The 17,815-nt window shown below is 67.3% G+C and carries 15 protein-coding genes; 5 read left to right on the top strand and 10 right to left on the bottom strand.

All coding sequences use genetic code 11. The annotated features are described in order from the left end of the window. Positions 1 to 157 precede the first annotated feature (157 nt). Positions 158 to 1,582, top strand: coding sequence for an O-antigen ligase domain-containing protein (locus tag QX121_RS15000; RefSeq protein ID WP_315812325.1), 1,425 nt, complete (start codon positions 158 to 160; stop codon positions 1,580 to 1,582). Here QX121_RS15000 and QX121_RS14995 read toward each other — a convergent pair. The 8 genes from QX121_RS14995 to QX121_RS14960 all read right to left on the bottom strand — a co-directional run bounded on the left by QX121_RS14995 (position 1,567) and on the right by QX121_RS14960 (position 8,810). Further along, positions 1,567 to 2,625 carry an acyltransferase gene (locus tag QX121_RS14995; RefSeq protein ID WP_315812324.1) on the bottom strand — a complete coding sequence of 353 codons (1,059 nt, stop codon included), beginning with the start codon at positions 2,623 to 2,625 and terminating at the stop codon, positions 1,567 to 1,569. The genes QX121_RS15000 and QX121_RS14995 overlap by 16 nt on opposite strands. Positions 2,626 to 2,860: 235 nt before the next feature. Beyond that, a complete protein-coding gene (locus tag QX121_RS14990; RefSeq protein WP_315739179.1) occupies positions 2,861 to 4,360 on the bottom strand; it encodes a tripartite tricarboxylate transporter permease in 1,500 nt (499 codons plus the stop codon). Further along, on the bottom strand, positions 4,360 to 4,854 hold the full coding sequence (locus QX121_RS14985; protein WP_315812323.1) for a tripartite tricarboxylate transporter TctB family protein: 495 nt from the start codon (positions 4,852 to 4,854) through the stop codon (positions 4,360 to 4,362). The genes QX121_RS14990 and QX121_RS14985 overlap by 1 nt, the downstream gene beginning before the upstream one ends. After that, a complete protein-coding gene (locus tag QX121_RS14980; RefSeq protein ID WP_315781015.1) occupies positions 4,851 to 5,819 on the bottom strand; it encodes a Bug family tripartite tricarboxylate transporter substrate binding protein in 969 nt (322 codons plus the stop codon). Before QX121_RS14980 ends, QX121_RS14985 begins: the two co-directional genes overlap by 4 nt. A gap of 165 nt (positions 5,820 to 5,984) precedes the next feature. Beyond that, entirely contained in the window at positions 5,985 to 6,344 is a 360-nt protein-coding gene (locus QX121_RS14975; protein WP_315739174.1) for a hypothetical protein, read from the bottom strand. Positions 6,345 to 6,425: 81 nt separating this feature from the next. Further along, positions 6,426 to 6,704: a DUF3551 domain-containing protein gene (locus QX121_RS14970; RefSeq protein WP_315739173.1), complete on the bottom strand. Its 279-nt coding sequence runs from the start codon at positions 6,702 to 6,704 to the stop codon at positions 6,426 to 6,428. Between the two features lie 100 nt (positions 6,705 to 6,804). Continuing rightward, positions 6,805 to 7,500 carry an RlmE family RNA methyltransferase gene (locus QX121_RS14965; protein ID WP_315739172.1) on the bottom strand — a complete coding sequence of 232 codons (696 nt, stop codon included), beginning with the start codon at positions 7,498 to 7,500 and terminating at the stop codon, positions 6,805 to 6,807. A 236-nt stretch (positions 7,501 to 7,736) separates the two neighbouring features. Beyond that, positions 7,737 to 8,810 carry a Ppx/GppA phosphatase family protein gene (locus QX121_RS14960; RefSeq protein WP_315739171.1) on the bottom strand — a complete coding sequence of 358 codons (1,074 nt, stop codon included), beginning with the start codon at positions 8,808 to 8,810 and terminating at the stop codon, positions 7,737 to 7,739. 200 nt (positions 8,811 to 9,010) lie between these two features. Here QX121_RS14960 and QX121_RS14955 point away from each other — a divergent pair, with 200 nt between their 5' ends. After that, positions 9,011 to 11,386, top strand: coding sequence for a xanthine dehydrogenase family protein molybdopterin-binding subunit (locus tag QX121_RS14955; RefSeq protein ID WP_315812322.1), 2,376 nt, complete (start codon positions 9,011 to 9,013; stop codon positions 11,384 to 11,386). A 364-nt stretch (positions 11,387 to 11,750) separates the two neighbouring features. Here QX121_RS14955 and QX121_RS14950 read toward each other — a convergent pair whose 3' ends face one another. Further along, positions 11,751 to 12,581 carry a hypothetical protein gene (locus QX121_RS14950; RefSeq protein WP_315812321.1) on the bottom strand — a complete coding sequence of 277 codons (831 nt, stop codon included), beginning with the start codon at positions 12,579 to 12,581 and terminating at the stop codon, positions 11,751 to 11,753. Positions 12,582 to 12,707: 126 nt separating this feature from the next. Between QX121_RS14950 and QX121_RS14945 the strand changes: the two genes are divergently transcribed. From QX121_RS14945 to QX121_RS14935, 3 genes are all read left to right on the top strand, one after another. Beyond that, positions 12,708 to 13,202, top strand: a complete 495-nt coding sequence (locus QX121_RS14945) for a YaiI/YqxD family protein (protein ID WP_315812320.1) — start codon at positions 12,708 to 12,710, stop codon at positions 13,200 to 13,202. 4 nt (positions 13,203 to 13,206) lie between these two features. Beyond that, on the top strand, positions 13,207 to 15,018 hold the full coding sequence (locus tag QX121_RS14940) for an ABC-F family ATP-binding cassette domain-containing protein (RefSeq protein ID WP_315776847.1): 1,812 nt from the start codon (positions 13,207 to 13,209) through the stop codon (positions 15,016 to 15,018). Between the two features lie 152 nt (positions 15,019 to 15,170). Then, a complete protein-coding gene (locus QX121_RS14935) occupies positions 15,171 to 16,250 on the top strand; it encodes a D-TA family PLP-dependent enzyme (protein WP_315812319.1) in 1,080 nt (359 codons plus the stop codon). Between the two features lie 225 nt (positions 16,251 to 16,475). Here QX121_RS14935 and QX121_RS14930 read toward each other — a convergent pair whose 3' ends face one another. After that, positions 16,476 to 17,702 (bottom strand): TIGR03862 family flavoprotein, encoded by a 1,227-nt coding sequence (locus tag QX121_RS14930; RefSeq protein WP_315739163.1) that lies wholly within the window; start codon positions 17,700 to 17,702, stop codon positions 16,476 to 16,478. Between the last annotated feature and the right edge of the window lie 113 nt (positions 17,703 to 17,815).

Raw genomic sequence — 17,815 nt, 5'->3', positions numbered from 1 at the left:
GACGGCCACAGGGCGCACTCCCGTTGGTATCATCCATGTGAAAGCAGCCCCGCGTTCGTGCGGAAGAACCGAGGAGCGCCAATCTCGTTATGCACGCCGGCACCGCCCTGTTTCGTGGATACGGCGCGAGCCGCCTTTTCCATTATAGTCCGCCTCCATGAAGGAGAGCCGAATCGATGCACGGCCGCTCGCCACCCTGGCGACGGACTGTTGGCCAACCGCGCTTCTGCTCGCGGCGACGGTGCTCGCCGTGCCCGCACTCGGCGGCCTTGTCAGGCCGGCCTTCGTGCTCGGCTGCGCGGTCGCCGGCTGGTTCGCGTGGCGTCGCAGCCCCGAAGCCCACGTTCAGTCGGCGATCCTGATGTTCGCCTTCGCTCCTTTCGTGCGCCGCCTGGTCGACATCTCCGCAGGATTCGATTCGTCCGGCATCATGTTGAGCGGCCCCCTGCTGTTCATCATCGCGCCAGTTCCGAGTCTGGCACTCTCGCCCTCGGACAAGGACAGGCCGGGCAATCCCTGGCTCGTGGCGCCGCTCATCATCCTCGCCTGCATCGTCTATGGCGGCGCGCTTTCGATCTTCCAGAACGACTGGTTCAACGCCGCCAATGGCGGAATGAAATGGGCCGCGCCCGTACTCTATGCGATCGCCCTGCAGCAGCGGGCGCAATCCGACGGCGCCCTGCTCGATGCCATCACGCGCGTGTTCCTGCTGGTGCTGCCGCTCACCGGCCTCTACGGCATCTGGCAATATGTCGATCCGCAAGGCTGGGATCGGTTCTGGATGGTGAACGCCAGCATCACCTCGGCCGGCTATCCGCTGCCCTACATGGTGCGCGTGTTCAGCACGATGAACGGCCCGGCCAGCTACGCGACCTTCACGGCCACGGGCCTGCTGCTGGTGGGTTTCCTGCGCCCGGGATGGCTGGCACTGGCGGCGATGGCGCCCGCAGCGCTCGGCCTGTTGCTGTCGCTCTACCGCACCAGCTGGATCACGCTCGCGGTGGGCGTGCTGTTCTGCATGCTGTTCCCCTCGACGCGGCGTCGTGCCGTATCGATCACGGTCGGACTGGTCGGCGCGGTGATCGTCACCGTCATGTTCACGCCGTTCGCGGAGGTCATCACCTCTCGTCTGGAATCGCTCGGCAGCGTGTCGCAGGACAGCAGCGGCAGCGAACGGCTGGATGAGTTCGTCACGCTGTGGAATGCACCGAACAGCATGGTCCTGGGATCTGGCTTCACCATCACCGACGTCGGCGTCGCCGGCACGATGCCGATCGACGGGCAGATCATCGCAAGCTGGGTGACGATGGGCATTCCGGTCGGACTGATCTGCCTCGCGGCCTATGTCTGGGTCGGGCTCGCCGCCACCGGCGCCGCCTGGCGGATGCCGACGCGCGAGGGCGCCGTGCTCGGCGCGCTCGCCATCAGTGCGCTGCTGATCCAGCTGCCGCTGACCAGCATCTCCTCCGGCGAGGTCTCGGCGCTGTTCTGGATGCTCGTCGCCATGGCCTGTCCGCTCGACCAGATGGCCGGCGGCGCACGGCGCACCGTCGCCGCTCAGCAGCATCAGGCCGGCGCCTGATCGGACGTTGCAACGCGCGGCGCGATCGCTGCGGCCTGCGGCTTGCGGGAGGCCGGCGGTGCAAGCCCGAAGACCGGCAGCAGATGCAGCCGCTGCAGGATGGCGTGCGCCATCAGAGGAAGCACGACACCGGCCACCGTCCCGGCCAACAGATAGACCCATGGCGATGGCGGGATGTGCAGCTTGAGCATGATGATGCGCATGCCCGAGCCGCTGAGGATGTGCAGGACATAGATCGTCATCGACGCGACGCCTGCGGCCGCAAGCCAGCGATGACGCGCCGGGGCAAGCAGCTTGCAGAGCCCGACCGTGCCGGCGATCCCGAGCACACAGGCCGGCAGGGAGGCGAGCCCGTTGGCGTCCATGCCGGACAGCCGGCCGCCCAACGCCACTGCGGCCGCAAACGCAATCCCGATCACGGCCATGAAGGACCAGCCGAACGGCCGCCATTCCGCCACCACGCGAACACCGTAGACGCCCGCAACGTAGAACGGCAGATGATGCAGGGTGAGCGCGAGGTCAGGCCGGATCGGCAGCGTGAGGAACACGCAGAGCCCGGCCAGCGCGAGCGTGATCAAGACCGTCCGCGACGGGACCAGCACCGCGATCACGTGGCAGATCATCAACGCGTAGAGGAACCAGAACTGCGCGATCGGACGATACCAGATCGCGGCGAGATCGCCGGGATGGATCGGGATGTTGGCATCCCGTGCCAGCAGCATCGTGATCCCGCCCTGGATCAACGACCACAGCACGTAGGGATAGGCGATGGTCCAGAGCTTGGACGTGAGGAAGGGACGCGCGCCGCGCCGCAAGCTGTGCTGCACATTCAAGCCGGCCAGGAAGAAGAACAGCGGCATGTGGAACGTGTAGAGCGTGTAGTCCATCCAGCGCGCGACGGCTCCATCCGGGAAGATGCCCGGGCGCACCAGACCGCCAAGCACGTGACCGTACACGACCAGGATGACGCCGAGGCCGCGCGCGAAATCGATCCACGCCGTGCGCGCGGTGTCAGCCGTTGCCCTCTGCGTTCCAGCATCCATGCCCGACTTGTCCTGCCCGTGTCGCGCAGCCCGTGTCCAGTTTGCGATCCTGCGAGGTCCGCGCCGCATTCATCCAAGTCTTAGCGCAGCCGGCTTTGCAGCGCCGTCGGCGCCTGCCAGGACATCGGGGGTATTCTCGCGTTAGTCTTAACCAACCGATAAGCCTCTGCCGGATGGCTGCGCCTACGCCGGGGATCGCGACCAGAGGTGGCGCGGTTCGGCTTGCGCGCCACACTCAATCCTCATTCGCCTTGAAGCGCCCGAGTCCCTTGAGGACGAACGGCGCGACGAGCGCAATCAGCGCGACCGCCAGCAGAGTGGCAGAGATCGGCGACTGCAGCAGGGTCATGGGATCGCCGAGGCTGATCGCGAGCGCCCGCCGCAACTGGCTCTCGGCGATCGGCCCGAGGATCAGCCCGACCACGACCGGCGCGATCGGGAAATCGAAGCGGCGCATCAGGAAGCCGAGCACGCCGAAGCCGGCCAGCATCGACAATTCGACCACGGACGGCTTTGCGGCGATCGTCCCCATCGTGGCGAACACGAGGATGCCGGCGTAGAGCCATGGCGTCGGGATCGCGAGCAGCTTCACCCACAGACCGACCAGCGGCAGGTTGAGCACCAGCAGCATCGTGTTGGCGATGAACAGGCTGGCGATCAGGCCCCAGACCAGGTCGGGCCGCTCGGCAAACAGCAGCGGGCCCGGATTGAGGCCATATTGCTGGAAGCCGGCGAGCATCATCGCGGCGGTCGCCGAGGTGGGCAGGCCGAGGGTCAGCAGCGGCACCAGCGTGCCCGCGGCGGAGGCGTTGTTGGCGGCCTCAGGACCGGCGACGCCCTCGATCGCGCCCTTGCCGAACTGATCGGGATATTTGGTCAGCCGTCGCTCGGTCGAATAGGACAGGAAGGTGGGGATCTCCGCCCCACCGGCCGGCAGCGCGCCAATCGGAAAGCCGAACATCGTGCCGCGCAGCCACGGCTTCCACGACCGCTTCCAATCCTCGCGCGTCATCCACAGCGAGCCCTTGATGGCCTCGATCTTCTCCTCGCTATGGTGCCGGCGCGAGGCGACGTAGAGCGCCTCGCCGACCGCGAACAGGCCGACCGCCAAGGTCGTCACCTCGACGCCATCGAGCAGTTCCGGCACGCCGAAGGCGAGCCGCGCCTGTCCCGTCAGTTTGTCGATGCCGATCAGGCCGAGCGTCAGGCCGATGAACAGGCTGGTGAGGCCGCGGATCGGTGAATCGCCGAACGTCGCGGACACCGTGACGAAGGCGACGCACATCAGCGCGAAGTAGTCCTCCGGCCCGAAGCGCACGGCGATGTCGACGAGATACGGCGACAGAAACGCGAGTCCGATGGTGGCGATGGTGCCCGCGACGAACGAGCCGATTGCCGCCGTCGCCAGCGCCGGGCCGCCGCGGCCGGCCTTGGCCATCTTGTTGCCCTCGAGCGCGGTCGCCATCGAGGCGCTCTCGCCGGGGGTGTTGATCAGGATCGCGGTGGTCGATCCGCCATACATGCCGCCATAATAGATGCCGGCGAACATGATCAGCGAACCGCCGGGATCGAGCTTGTAGGTCACCGGCAGCAGCAGCGCGACGGTGAGCGCCGGCCCGATGCCCGGCAGCACGCCGACGGCGGTGCCGAGGAACACGCCGACCAGCGCATAGAGCAGGTTCATGGGCTGGACGGCGATCGCCATCCCATGCGCGAGCGCGGCAAAGGTGTCCATCAGAGCAGTCTTTCGAGCGGACCGGCGGGAAGGCTCAGGGTGAGGAGGCGGTCGAATGCGAGATAGATCAGCGTCGTCAGCACCGCGCCGATGACGAGATCGGTGACGAAGGCGCGCCGGCCGAACGCGGCCGACGTCGTCACGAACAGCGCGGTGGTCGCCAGGATGAAGCCGCCACCGAAGCCGATGATCGCGATCAAGAGCGCAAGGCCGGCGAGGATCAACAGCACCGCCTTCGGATCGGAGCTCTCGCGCGGCGGCAGGTTGCCTCTGAGGGCATCGATCAGATTGGCCAGTGCAAGAATGCCGAGCCCGATCGCGATCACGACCGGCATGACCTGCGGGCCCATGCCGTACATCGTGGTCGCCACGATCTGATTGGCGTCATAGACAAGCACGAGTGCGACAGCCGCCAGCAGCGCCGCAATGACGATGCCGGCCTTGTCGACGCCTCCCGAGGCGGGTGTCTCGGTGCCGGCACTCTCCGTCGTCATGACTTGACGAGGCCGACCGACTTCAACACGTCGGTGACGCGGACGTTCTCCTTTTTCAGGAAGTCGGCGAACGCATCACCCGGAAGATAGGCGTCATCCCAGCCCTTCTGCTTCAGGATCTCCTTCCACGCATCCGACTTCACCATCTTCTCGACGGCCTCGCTGAGCGTCTTCTTCTGCTCCGGCGTGATGCCGGGCGCCGCGACCACCGAGCGCCAATTGGCGAGCACGAGATCTATGCCCTGCTCCTTGAAGGTTGGGATGTCGACCCCTGGAATGCGTTTCTCCGAGGACACACCGATGGCGCGCAGCTTGCCGCTCTTGATCTGCCCGTCGTATTCCGACAGGCCGGAAATGCCCGCCGTGACCTTGCCGCCGAGGATCGCCGCCAGCGACTCGCCGCCGCCCGAGAACGGGATGTAGTTGACCTTCTTGGCGTCGGCGCCGACGGCGCCGGCGAACAGCGCCGCCATCACGTGATCGACGCCGCCGGCCGAGCCGCCGGCGAAGGTGACCTTGGCGATGTCGGCCTTCAGCGCCGCGGCGAGATCCTGCGCCGTCTTGATCGGCGAGTTCGCGGGCACGACGATGACCTGGATCTCCTCGGTCAGCCGCGCGATCGGCGTCACCTGCTCCAATGTCACCGGCGACTTGTTCATGGCGAGCGCGCCGACCATGACGAAGCCGTTGACCATCAGCTGGTTGCCGTCGCCCTTGGCGCCGTTGACGAACTGCGCGATGCCGACGGTGCCGCCCGCCCCCGCCACGTTGGTGACCTGGACGCTGCGCGCCACGCCCGACGCCACGAAGGCCTGCTGCATGGCCCGCGCGGTCTGGTCCCAGCCGCCGCCGGGCGCGGCCGGCGCCATCACCTTCAGCTCGAGCTGCTGGGCGAAGGCCGGAGCACCGGCAAGGAAGCTCAAAGCGACGACGGCGCCGAACAGGCGCGTACAGAACGAATTCAAAGCGGTCCTCCACGGTCGGCCGAACGAACGGCTCGCGTTTCTTTTGCCTCTGAGGAGCGGCATTTCAGCGGGAAATGCGGCCCCTGTCCAGACGGGATTGCTCGCGCCGTCGCCCGCGTTGCAGCAGCAGCCCTGGGAGGACGAGACGGTTGTGGGAGGAGCGGCCTAACCGCAAGTCCAGACCATCCCCACTGGCGTCCGCGTCCAGCACGGGCCGAAGCTGCCGCCATTGTAATGGCCGCGATAGAAGCCTGGCTGGCCGAAATAATGCCACTCGCCGTTGTAGAGCATGTATTTCGGTGTGCCGTCGATATACCAGTGGCGGCGGCTGCCGCGCGGCCCGTTGCGCATGGCCTCCTTGTCGGCATAGAGCGGCAAGCTGTTGTTGGGCGGCTGCTTGTAGCCGGGCAGGAAGCCATAGCCCTGCCAACGGTGCGCCTTGCGCTTGTGCGACGGCGCGGCGGTCGCGATCGCGGGGACCAGCAGCAGAAGCATCACGATCGCGACGATGAAACGATGCGGCATCACGGCAGCCCGATGGGTACGAGGGTCTCGAATCTTCAGTTCGATTGCGGCACGGCAACGGCCGTACCGTCATGAATTGTTTCAGCGATGCCGCCGATGCGCGCGGCGCGGCGGAGGCGACGGCGGGGCGTAGAAGGGATTGAGATCGCACATCGCCGCACGGCCCGACGCCGTCGCGCGACATTGCGGCAGCGACGTATAGCTGCAGTCGATCCACTCGCCACCGCCAAACCGGCCGCCTTCATAGACCTTCATGCACACGGGATAGCGCGGATCGTAGGCCTGGGCGTGAGCCGGCCCCGATATGGCCGAGCCCACCATCAAAGCGACCGCGACAGCGCTGCAGGTCAGGACACGCATTTCGGGACCTCCGGAACGGGTCTCGTCGGCCCAAGCCGATTCCCGAGACCTCGTTGCATCTGCTCTGTATCGCCGGCGCGGGCCGGTCGCAATGACGCCGTTACAGCAGGTCGGCCTGCTCTCCGCCGCGGAACCCCATCGCCAGCACGTAGCGCTCCGACGAATCCTGCCGGCTCGCCGCCGGCTTGACGTGGCGGACGCTGGCGTAATCGCGCTTGAGCTGCGCCATCAAGTCGGCATCGGCGCCGCTCTGGAACGTCTTGGCGAGAAAGCTGCCACCCGGCTTGAGCACCTCGCTGGCGAAATGCGCGGCGAGTTCGACGAGACCGACGATGCGCAGCTGGTCGGTCTTGCGGTGGCCGGTGGTGTTGGCGGCCATGTCCGACATCACCACGTCGGCACGCCCGCCGAGCATCGCGCGAAGCTTTTCCGGCGCGTCCTGGGCGTGGAAATCGAGCTGGGTGAAGGTGACGCCGGGGATCTCGCCCATCTCCAGCAGATCGATCGCGATCACCTTGCCCTTCCCGGCTTCGGCCCCGACCCGACGCGCCGCGATCTGGCTCCAGCCGCCGGGTGCGGCGCCGAGATCGACCACCGTCATGCCGGGCTTGAGCAGCCGGTATTTGTCATCGATCTCGAGCAGCTTGTAGGCCGCGCGCGAGCGATAGCCGTCGCGCTTGGCCTGGACGACATAGGGATCGTTGAGCTGGCGCTCCAGCCAGAGCTTCGAGGACAGCTTGCGCTTGCCTCCGGTCTTGACCTGCACATGCATGCGGCCGGTCGTGTCTTTTGCCATGTGTTTCTCGGTCGTCGTGACCAGACGCGGGAGGCGAAAATCCGTCCATGCTCGAGGTCTGGCGGAACTACAAAGGTCACCCTCCCCTGGAGGGGGAGGGTCGATCGGGAGCGAAGCGAGCGATCGGGGTGGGGTGAGCCACACGAAGACTGCTCGTGGAACTCACCCCACCCCGTCTCACATTGCGCTGCGCTCCATGTGAGACGACCCTCCCCCTCCAGGGGAGGGTGAAGTCGCTACGCCGTGCGCAGCGCACCGTCTTCGCGCATCATCTCGACCAGCATGCCCTCGCGCAGGCCGCGATCGGCGACGCGCAGCCGCGGCAACGGAAACGCCAGGCGAATCGCGTCGAGAATGGCGCAGCCCGCGAGCACGAGGTCGGCACGGTCGATGCTGATGCAGTTGTTCTCGGCGCGCTCCTGGTAGCTCATCGCCAGCAGCTTGGCGATCGTCGTCGTGATGTCGGCATCGTTGATCCAGATGCCATCGACCCGGCGCCGATCGTAACGCGCGAGGTTGAGATGAATGCCGCCGAGCGTCGTCACGGTGCCGGAGGTGCCGAGCAGGTGCATGCCGGAGAGGTCGCCGCCGTTCTCGGCCGCGAACGGCCCGACATGCTCGGCCACGGCCTCGACCATGGCGGCATAGATCTCCGGCGTCACGTCGCGGCCGCCGAAGCGTTCGGCCAGCGTCACGACGCCGAGCGGGATCGACATCCAGGCCTTGATCCTCGGCTCGGCGTTGCGGTCTGCCGGATCGCGCTCGATCCGCACCAGCTCGCTGGAGCCGCCGCCAATGTCGAACAGGATGGCCCCGCGCCCGCCTGGATCCAGCAGCGGCGCGCAGCCCTTGACGGCCAGCGCCGCCTCGGTCTCGCGGTCGATCACCTCGAGCTCGATGCCGGTCTCCGCCGCCACCCGGCTGCGGAACCCCTCCGCATTGGAGGCGGCGCGGCAGGCCTCGGTCGCGATCAGACGCAGGCGGCTGGCCTTCTTGGATTGGATCTTGTCCCGGCAGATGCTGAGCGCGGCGATGGCCCGATCCATCGCCGCATCGCTGATGCAGCCGGTGGTCGAGATGCCCTCGCCCAGCCGGACAATGCGCGAGAAGGAGTCGACCACGCGGAAACTGTCGCCCGAAGGACAGGCGATCAGGAGCCGGCAATTGTTGGTTCCGAGGTCCAGGGCCGCGTAGACGCTGCTGCCGTTGCTGGCGCAGGAAGGCGTCGCGACGTCCAGACCCGGACGCAAGCCGGGCTCCAGGTTCCCGCGCGGCGTGGGACTCTCCCGCAGCCGCGTGTCATTGATCATTCAAATGTCTTTCCGCTGGCCGAACCGGCCCAGATGGAAGTTCTCTTTCATGAGACATTATCAGTGGATAGCGCCGGCGCAACAGCCCCTCCGTCAGGCGTGATGCACCATTCCTAATCAACCGTTGTCCGGCCGCGGGCACTGCACTATCTGGGAACAGCCCGCATTTGCGACCAATCCAGCCCCTTGGGTCCTCATTCATGCAAGATCACACCGTCCCGGCCTCCCTCGAAAACGCGATCGCGCTGCAGAAATTCGGCGTCGGGCAGCCGGTCCGGCGCAAGGAGGACGACACGCTGGTGCGCGGTCACGGCAAATATACCGACGATTTCAACCTGCCCGGCCAGGCCCATGCCTGGATCGTGCGCTCCAGCCACGCCCATGGCATCATCAAGAGGATCGACACCGCAGCCGCCAAGGCCATGCCCGGCGTGCTCGGGGTGTGGACTGGAGCCGACCTCGCCGGAGCCAACTATGGCCCGTTCACCTGCGGCCTGCCGCTGAAGGGCCGGGACGGCTCGCCGCTGCTGCAGACCAACCGGCCGGCGCTCGTCACCGACAAGGTGCGCTTCGTCGGCGACCCCGTCGCGTTCGTGGTGGCGGAGACCGCGGCCCAGGCCCGCGACGCGGCCGAGGCGGTCGAGGTCGATATCGAGCCCCTGCCCGCGGTCACCAATGCCGAGGAAGCCGCCAAGCCCGGCGCGCCGCAGCTCTATGACCATATCCCCAACAACGTCGCGCTCGATTATCATTACGGCGACACGGCCAAGATCGAAGAGGCCTTCGCCAAGGCCGCGCACGTCACCAAGCTCGACATCGTCAACACCCGCGTCGCCGTGGTGTCGATGGAGCCGCGCGTGGCGCTCGCCGCGTTCGACGGCAAGACCGAGCGCTTCACCTTGCAGGTGCCGACCCAGGGCGTGTCCGGCAACAAGGCGACGCTGGCCAAGATCCTCAACGTCGCACCGGACAAGGTCCGCATCCTCACCACCAATGTCGGCGGCTCCTTCGGGATGAAGAACGTCTCCTATCCCGAATACGTCTGCATCCTGCACGCCGCCAAGCAGCTCGGACGTCCGGTGAAGTGGCGCGACGAGCGTACCACCGCCTTCCTGTCGGACAGCCAGGGCCGCGATCAGATCATCCATGGTGAGCTGGCGCTCGACGCCGACGGCAAGTTCCTCGCTGTCAGGCTGTCCGGCTACGGCAATCTCGGCGCCTACATCATGGGCGTGGCGCCGCTGCCGCTGTCGCTCAACACCGGCAAGAACCTCGCCAGCGTCTACAAGACGCCGCTGCTGGGCGTCGACATCAAGACCGTGCTCACCAACGTCACCCTGATGGGCGCCTATCGCGGCGCCGGCCGCCCCGAGGCGAACTACTTCATGGAGCGGCTGATCGACACCGCCGCGCGCGAGATGGGCATCGACCGTCTCACCATCCGCAAGCGCAACTTCATCAAGCCGAGCCAGATGCCGTTCCCGGCCGCGTCGGGCGTCACCTACGACTCCGGCGACTTCGCCGCGGTGTTCGAGAAGGCGCTGCAGGTCTCCGACTACGCCGGCTTCGCCAAGCGCAAGCGCGAGAGCCGCAAGAACGGCAAGCTGCGCGGCATCGCCGTCGGCTCCTATCTCGAGGTCACCGCGCCGCCGTCGGGCGAGCTTGGCAAGATCACCTTCGACGCCGATGGCGGCGTGACCCTCACGACCGGCACGCTCGATTACGGCCAGGGCCACGCCACGCCGTTCGCGCAGGTGCTGTCGGCGCAGCTCGGTGTGCCCTTCGACAAGATCCGGCTGGAGCAAAGCGACTCTGATCTCGTGCGGTTCGGCAACGGCACCGGCGGCTCACGCTCGATCACGGCGACCGGTCAGGCCATTGTCGAATCCTCGCAGCTCGTCATCGCCAAGGGCAAGCAGGCCGCCGCGCATCTGCTCGAAGCCTCGGAGGCCGACATCGAGTTCAATGGCGGCCAATTCACCATCGCCGGCACCGACCGCAGCATCGACATCATGGAGCTGGCGCGCCGGTTGCGCGAGGGTAAGACGCCAGACGGCGTGCCGGCCTCGCTCGACGTCGACCACAACTCGACCGTCACCGAGTCGACCTTCCCCAATGGCTGCCATGTCTGCGAGGTCGAGATCGAGCCGGACACCGGCGTCGCCCAGATCGTCGCGTATACCGCAATCAACGACTTCGGCACGGTGATCAATCCGATGATCGTTGCGGGCCAATTGCATGGCGGCGTCGCCCAGGGCATCGGCCAGGCGCTGATGGAGCATCTGCGCTACGACGAGAGCGGCCAGCCGATCACGGGCTCGCTGATGGACTACGCGCTGCCGCGGGCCTCCGATGTGCCGATGATGACGGTGGACAACCATCCGGTGCCCGCCAAGAGCAACCCGCTGGGCACCAAGGGCTGCGGCGAGGCCGGCTGCGCCGGCTCGATGGCCTCAGTGATCAACGCCGTAATCGACGCGCTGTCGGACTACGGCGTGAAGCACCTGGACATGCCGCTGACCACCGAGAAGCTCTGGCGCGCGATCCAGGACGGCAAGGCGAAGACCGCGGCGTAGCTGCTTCGCTGCGCTCGCGATAAGGCGAAAACATCTCATTGCCAAACGAAAAGCCCGTAACCCGCATGAGCGCAGCGATATGCGGGGTCTCACGGGCTGTATCGGTGAGCCCGGATGTCGCTCCCGCCTGCACCCGCTGGGCGCCGGCGCGCGCGCATCCGGACTACGAACTGTCGATCGGGCTGCGGGTCCTCTCCACGTCATTGCGAGCGTAGCGCGTAGCGAAGCAGTCCAGACTGCCTCCGCGGCAACACTCTGGATTGCTTCGCTGCGCTCGCAATGACGGGAGTGTGGGGTCGACCAGCATGCTCCAATCTCAACTGTCATCGTCCGCGCTTGTGGACGATCCAATACTCCGAGGCGGTTACGATTCAGCCGAGACGTCGCGGCGTACTGGATGCTCCGCCTGCGCGCGCGGCTGGTAGATCGCCACATGGTGGCAGTGCGCCAGCGGCCGCGTGCCGTTCGCCACCACCAGCGCATCGATCTCGACGAAGCGGTGGCCCTTCTTCTCGTAGTTCGCGACCACCCGGCCACGCGCCGTGATCTCGTCGGTTTCGGCAATCGCCGACAGCAGCTGCATGCGGCTGCCGACGTGAATCCACGGACCGAGCACGATGTTGTCGACCAGCAGGCGGTTCATCACCCGCTGCAGCATGCCGGGATGACCGAGCCGCTCGCTGGCATAGATCGGATCGCGCTCGCGGATCTCGGCAAGATAGGCCGTCGCCGCCTGCCCCGGCCAGGCGCGTGGCGCAGTGCCGAGCCAGCTGCCGACGGCGAACGAGTCTGCGCCGATCGCCGACCGCACCGCTGCTGGCGGAACATCGCGATAGCCGGCCAGCACCACGTCGGGCGCCACCGCCGGCAGCGACGCGGACCCGGTGGCGCAGATCTCGCCTTTACTCGTCACCCCCAGGCGGAGCCCGTCGCCGACCTCCTCCGCCCTGACCTCGGCGATCTCGCCGTCATAGACTGGCTTGGTGAACCGCGCCTCGATCAGCCCACGTTCCAGGAACGCCCGCCCCCAGCGCGCGACCGGCTGATGCAGCATATAGGCCAGCACCTCGACGCCGGGCACGAGGCCGCCGGCGAAGCCGAACCGCCGGGCCACGCTGTCGTCGTGCATCTTGTTCTCGGACTGCTTGGCCGTGTTGAACGCCTCGACCGCATACGCCGCGATTCCGTCTGCCATCCTTGCCTCCCGTTGCCCCATTTTTGGCCGATGGTAGCGGCCGGAAAGGCCGTGGCAAGCGGCGCGTTTGGCTCGCAATTCCCGCTGCGATGGAGTACCAACCGGACCATTCCAACCGATGGCCCGATGACGACCGAAACCGCCCCGATCAACATCTATGTCGACGCCGACGCCTGCCCGGTGAAGGACGAGATCTACCGCGTCGCGATCCGGCACGGTCTGCCGGTGATCGTCGTCGCCGGCGGCTTCATCCGCGTGCCGGAGGATCCGTTGATCACGCGCGTGGCGGCCGGCAGCGGCATGGATGCCGCGGATGACTGGATCGCAGAGCGCGCCGGCGCCGACGACATCGTCATCACCGCGGACATTCCGCTGGCGAGCCGCTGCGTCAAGGCCGGCAGCGCCGTGATCGCACCGAACGGCAAGCCGTTCACCGAGGCGTCGATCGGCATGACGCTCGCCGTGCGCAACCTCATGACCGATCTGCGGTCATTGGGCGAGGTGACCGGCGGCCCGCGCTCGTTCACGCCGCGCGACCGCTCCACCTTCCTCTCCACCCTCGATACCACGATCCGCCGCCTGCAGCGCCAGCGCGCGGCGCGGGTCCAGCAGCAGAGCTAGAGATATGGCGCCGCCTCTCATCCAACTCAAAGACATCCGCCTGACCTTCGGCGGCACCGCGCTGCTGCAGGGCGTCGAACTGTCGGTCTCGCCCGGCGAGCGCGTCTGCCTGATCGGCCGCAACGGCTCCGGCAAGTCGACGCTGCTCAAGATCGCCGCCGGCCTCGTCGAATGCGACAGCGGCACCCGCTTCGTGCAGCCGGGCGCCACGGTTCGCTATCTGCCGCAGGAGCCGGATTTCTCCGGCCATGCCACCACGCTGTCCTATGTCGAGGCCGGGCTCGGCCCGGGCGACGATCACTATCAGGCGCGCTATCTCGTCGAGCAGCTCGGACTGACTGGAGAAGAGGATCCCGCGCATGTCTCCGGCGGCGAGGCGCGCCGCGCGGCGCTGGCGCGCGTGCTTGCGCCCAACCCCGACATCCTGCTGCTGGACGAGCCGACCAACCACCTCGACCTCACGACCATCGAGTGGCTGGAGAACGAGCTCGACGGCCGAAGCTCGGCGCTGGTGCTGATCAGTCACGATCGTCGTTTCCTCACCAATCTGTCCCGCGCGACCGCGTGGCTCGACCGCGGCCAGATCAGGCAGATCGACCGCGGCTTTGCGGCGTTCGAGGCGTGGCGCGACGAGGTGCTGGCGGAGGAAGAACGCGAGCAGCACAAGCTCGACCGCAAGATCGTCAACGAAGAGCACTGGCTGCGCTACGGCGTCTCCGGCCGCCGCAAGCGCAACGTCAAACGGCTCGCCAATCTGCATGCGCTGCGCCAGCAGCGCCGCGACTATCGCGGCACGGCGGGCGCCGCCAACCTCGCCGCGGCCGAGGCCGACAAGTCCGGCAAGCTGGTGATCGAAGCGAAGGGCGCATCGAAGAGCTATGGTGATCGCAAGATCGTCGACAACTTCTCCATCCGCATCCAGCGCGGCGACCGCATCGGCATCGTCGGCCCCAACGGCGCCGGCAAGACCACGCTGGTCAACCTGCTCACCGGCGGCAGCGAGCCGGACAGCGGCAGCATCCGGCTCGGCGTCAATCTGGAGACGGCGACGCTCGACCAGCACCGCGAGAGCCTCGATCCCCGGACGACGCTCGCCGAAGCGCTGACCGGCGGCCGCGGCGATCACGTCATGGTGGCCGGCAAGCCGAAGCACGTCGTCGGCTACATGGAGGACTTCCTGTTCTCGCGCGAGCAGATGCGCACGCCGCTCGAAGTGCTCTCCGGGGGCGAGCGCGGCCGGCTGATGCTGGCGCGCGCGCTGGCCAAGCCATCGAACCTGCTGGTGCTGGACGAGCCGACCAACGATCTCGACCTGGAGACACTCGACGTGCTCGAGGACATGCTCGGCGACTACGAGGGCACGGTGATCCTGATCAGCCACGACCGCGACTTCCTCGATCGCGTGGTCACCTCGGTGATCGTCCCCGAGGGCAACGGCAAATGGCAGGAATATGCCGGCGGCTACAGCGACATGCTGGCGCAGCGCGGCGCCGACCTGAAGCGCCAGCATGCCAAGGCGGCTGAGGAGAAGAAGGAAACCAAGCACGCGGCCGCGGCGCCTGCGAGCGCGCCGAAGCGCAAGCTCTCCTTCAACGAGAAGCACGCACTGGAGACCTTGCCGAAGACGATCGCCAAGCTGCAAGCCGAGATCGCCAAGCAGCAGGCCGTGCTCGCCGACCCCGCGCTGTATGCGAAAGACCGCAAGAAATTCGACGCCGCCTCCCTCGCGATCGCCACTGCGCAAGCCGAGCTCACCGCCGCCGAAGACCGCTGGTTGGAGCTCGAAGTGCTGCGCGAGGAGATCGAGGGCGCGTGACGTTCATCGAAATCACTTCGTCATTGCGAGCGAAGCGACATGTCCGCCATAGCCCGAAGGGCGACGGCGGAAGCAATCCAGGGCTGCAGTCGTGACTCTGGATTGCTTCGTCGCTTCGCTCCTCGCAATGACGGCTATATGGAGTAAATGACATGACCACCCCGCTCGCCGCCAAGATCGCCAGGGACTACGGCACGCCCTGCGCCGTCATCGACATGGACAGAGTTGAGCGCAACATCGCGCGCATCCAGACGCAATGCGAAGCCGCCGGCGTCGCCAACCGCCCGCACATCAAGACCCACAAGAGCCCGGTGCTTGCCAAGCTGCAGATCGAGGCGGGCGCGCAGGGCATCACCTGCCAGAAGATCGGCGAGGCTGAGATCATGGCGGATGCCGGCATCGCCGATATCCTGATCAGCTACAACCTGATCGGCGAGGAAAAGATGGCGCGCCTCGCCGCGCTGCAAGCCAAGGCCAACATGACGGTTGCCGCCGACAACGCGACCGTGATCTCCGGCCTGCCGCAGGCGGCAAAGCAATCCGGCTGCACGCTGTCGGTCGTGGTCGAATGCGACACCGGGCGCAAGCGCGCCGGCGTCGAGACGCCGACGGAAGCGATCCAGCTCGCGCGCCAGATCGCAGCGTCAGACGGCCTGCGCTTCGCCGGCTTCATGCTGTATCCGACCGAGACCGGCTGGGACGAGGCGCAGCGCTTCTATGACGAGGCCCTGGCCGGCGTTCGCGCCGAAGGGCTGGAGGCTGCCATCGTCTCGACCGGCGGCTCGCCCAACCTGAAGAATCTCGGCAAGCTCAAGGGCGCCACCGAGCACCGGCCCGGCACCTACATCTACAACGACCGCATGCAGGTCGCCGCCGGGGTCGCGACCTGGGACGACTGCGCGCTGCACATCTACTCCACCGTCGTCAGCCGCGCCGCGCCCGAGCGCGGCATCCTCGACGCCGGCTCGAAGACGCTGACGACCGACACCGGCGGCCTCGACGGCCACGGCCTGATCCTGGAGCACCCGGAAGCGAAGATCGCGCGCTTCGCCGAGGAGCACGGCTTCCTCGATCTCTCCCGCAGCAACACCCGCCCCAATGTCGGCGACGTCGTGCGCATCATCCCCAACCACGTCTGCGTCGTCGTCAACATGATGGACGAGGTCGTGATGGTCCGCGGCGAGGAGATCCTGGGCACGTTGCCGGTCGCGGCGCGGGGCAAGCTGCGGTAGGACGAAGCTCTCTCGCAGCGTCACTGCGAGGAGCGAAGCGACGAAGCAATCCAGAGTCGCGCGCGTGACCCTGGATTGCTTCCACCTACGCTCGAGGAGCTTCGGCGGACACGTCGCTTCGCTCGCAATGACGAGAAATCTGTAGGGTGGGCAAAGGCGCGAAGCGTCGTGCCCACCGCGTTCTTGTACGAATGCCAATGGTGGGCACGCTTCGCTTTGCCCACCCTACAATTCGAGCCGCTTCAAGATGCCCCTGCCCGCGGCGGCCCCGGTCGCGAACGAGGCTTGCAGCAGATAGCCGCCGGTCGGGGCCTCCCAATCGAGCATCTCGCCGGCGGCGAACACACCGGGCAGGCGTTTGAGCATGTAATCGGCGTCAAGCTCGTCATGCGCGATGCCGCCGGCGCTGGAGATGGCGCGGGCGAGTCCGGCGGTGCCCGTCAGCTTCAGCGGCACGGCATTGATCAGCGCCGCGAGACGATCGGGCGGCAGCGACGAGAGTGACAGGCCGTGCGCCCTGGCCGCCTCCTGCAGCAGCCCGATCGCCACCGGCGACAACTGCACCGCCTTGCGCAGCACGTTCGAGAACGACTGCTTGCCGCGCGGTGCCGAGAGCCGCGTGACGAGATCGGCTGTCGCGAGGTCGGGCCGCAGCGCGACATGCAGGATCGCCCCCCCTGTCAGCGCGATCACCTCGCGCAGCTCCGCCGACAGCGCATAGACGGCGCCGCCCTCGATGCCATCGCGCGTGACGACAGCCTCCCCGCGCACGCCGCGATCACCGAACGACAGCGCGATGCCCTTCAGCGGCTGGCCCTCGAAGCGATCGCGGAAGATGTCTGACCAGGCGACGGTGAAGCCGCAATTGGCCGGCCGCAGCGGCGCGATCGCGACGCCCTTCGCCGCCAGGATCGGCACCCAGCCGCCGTCGGACCCGAGCCGCGGCCAAGAGGCGCCGCCGAGCGCGAGCACGACAGCGTCAGCGGCGACCGCGCGCGCTCCCGCCGGCGTTTCGAATGTGAGATGTCCGTCCGCGTCCCAGCCGGTCCAGCGATGCCGCAACTCGACGCGCACGCCCTGCGCATCGAGGCGGCGCAGCCACGCGCGCAGCAGCGGCGAGGCTTTCATTGCCCTCGGAAACACGCGGCCCGAGGAGCCGACGAAGGTCGGCTCGCCCAGCGCCTCGCACCAGTCGCGCAGCCGCTGTGGCGGGAACGCGCGGATCGCCGGCTCAAGCCACGCCGCCGCCTCGCGGTAGCGCGCCAGGAAGGCGGGCAGCTCTTCGCTATGGGTGAGGTTGAGGCCGCCGCGACCGGCCATCAGAAACTTGCGCGCCACCGACGGCATCGCATCGTAGACGGTGACGGCGGTCCCGCCCTCGGCCAGCACCTCGGCCGCCATCAGTCCGGCCGGGCCGGCTCCGATGACGGCGACTTGGTTTGAAGAGGACATGGCGCCAATCTAGGCCGAGCAGGTCGCCGAGCAAAAGGTCGTCATGCCCGGGCTTGACCCGGGCATCCCCGCCTCTCCACGCATTCAGTGCCAAAGACGTGGATGGCCGGGTC

The organism is Bradyrhizobium sp. SZCCHNR2028 (assembly GCF_032380995.1).
Classification (GTDB): domain Bacteria; phylum Pseudomonadota; class Alphaproteobacteria; order Rhizobiales; family Xanthobacteraceae; genus Bradyrhizobium.
This window is presented reverse-complemented; position numbering and strand designations above follow the sequence as displayed.

Excerpts from the sequence above, each read along its gene's own strand:
- QX121_RS15000 (WP_315812325.1), top strand. The coding sequence starts at position 158 with ATGAAGGAGAGCCGAATCGATGCACGGCCGCTCGCCACCCTGGCGACG.
- QX121_RS14995 (WP_315812324.1), bottom strand. The coding sequence starts at position 2,625 with ATGGATGCTGGAACGCAGAGGGCAACGGCTGACACCGCGCGCACGGCG.
- QX121_RS14990 (WP_315739179.1), bottom strand. The coding sequence starts at position 4,360 with ATGGACACCTTTGCCGCGCTCGCGCATGGGATGGCGATCGCCGTCCAG.
- QX121_RS14985 (WP_315812323.1), bottom strand. The coding sequence starts at position 4,854 with ATGACGACGGAGAGTGCCGGCACCGAGACACCCGCCTCGGGAGGCGTC.
- QX121_RS14975 (WP_315739174.1), bottom strand. The coding sequence starts at position 6,344 with ATGCCGCATCGTTTCATCGTCGCGATCGTGATGCTTCTGCTGCTGGTC.
- QX121_RS14970 (WP_315739173.1), bottom strand. The coding sequence starts at position 6,704 with ATGCGTGTCCTGACCTGCAGCGCTGTCGCGGTCGCTTTGATGGTGGGC.
- QX121_RS14965 (WP_315739172.1), bottom strand. The coding sequence starts at position 7,500 with ATGGCAAAAGACACGACCGGCCGCATGCATGTGCAGGTCAAGACCGGA.
- QX121_RS14960 (WP_315739171.1), bottom strand. The coding sequence starts at position 8,810 with ATGATCAATGACACGCGGCTGCGGGAGAGTCCCACGCCGCGCGGGAAC.
- QX121_RS14955 (WP_315812322.1), top strand. The coding sequence starts at position 9,011 with ATGCAAGATCACACCGTCCCGGCCTCCCTCGAAAACGCGATCGCGCTG.
- QX121_RS14950 (WP_315812321.1), bottom strand. The coding sequence starts at position 12,581 with ATGGCAGACGGAATCGCGGCGTATGCGGTCGAGGCGTTCAACACGGCC.
- QX121_RS14945 (WP_315812320.1), top strand. The coding sequence starts at position 12,708 with ATGACGACCGAAACCGCCCCGATCAACATCTATGTCGACGCCGACGCC.
- QX121_RS14940 (WP_315776847.1), top strand. The coding sequence starts at position 13,207 with ATGGCGCCGCCTCTCATCCAACTCAAAGACATCCGCCTGACCTTCGGC.
- QX121_RS14935 (WP_315812319.1), top strand. The coding sequence starts at position 15,171 with ATGACCACCCCGCTCGCCGCCAAGATCGCCAGGGACTACGGCACGCCC.
- QX121_RS14930 (WP_315739163.1), bottom strand. The coding sequence starts at position 17,702 with ATGTCCTCTTCAAACCAAGTCGCCGTCATCGGAGCCGGCCCGGCCGGA.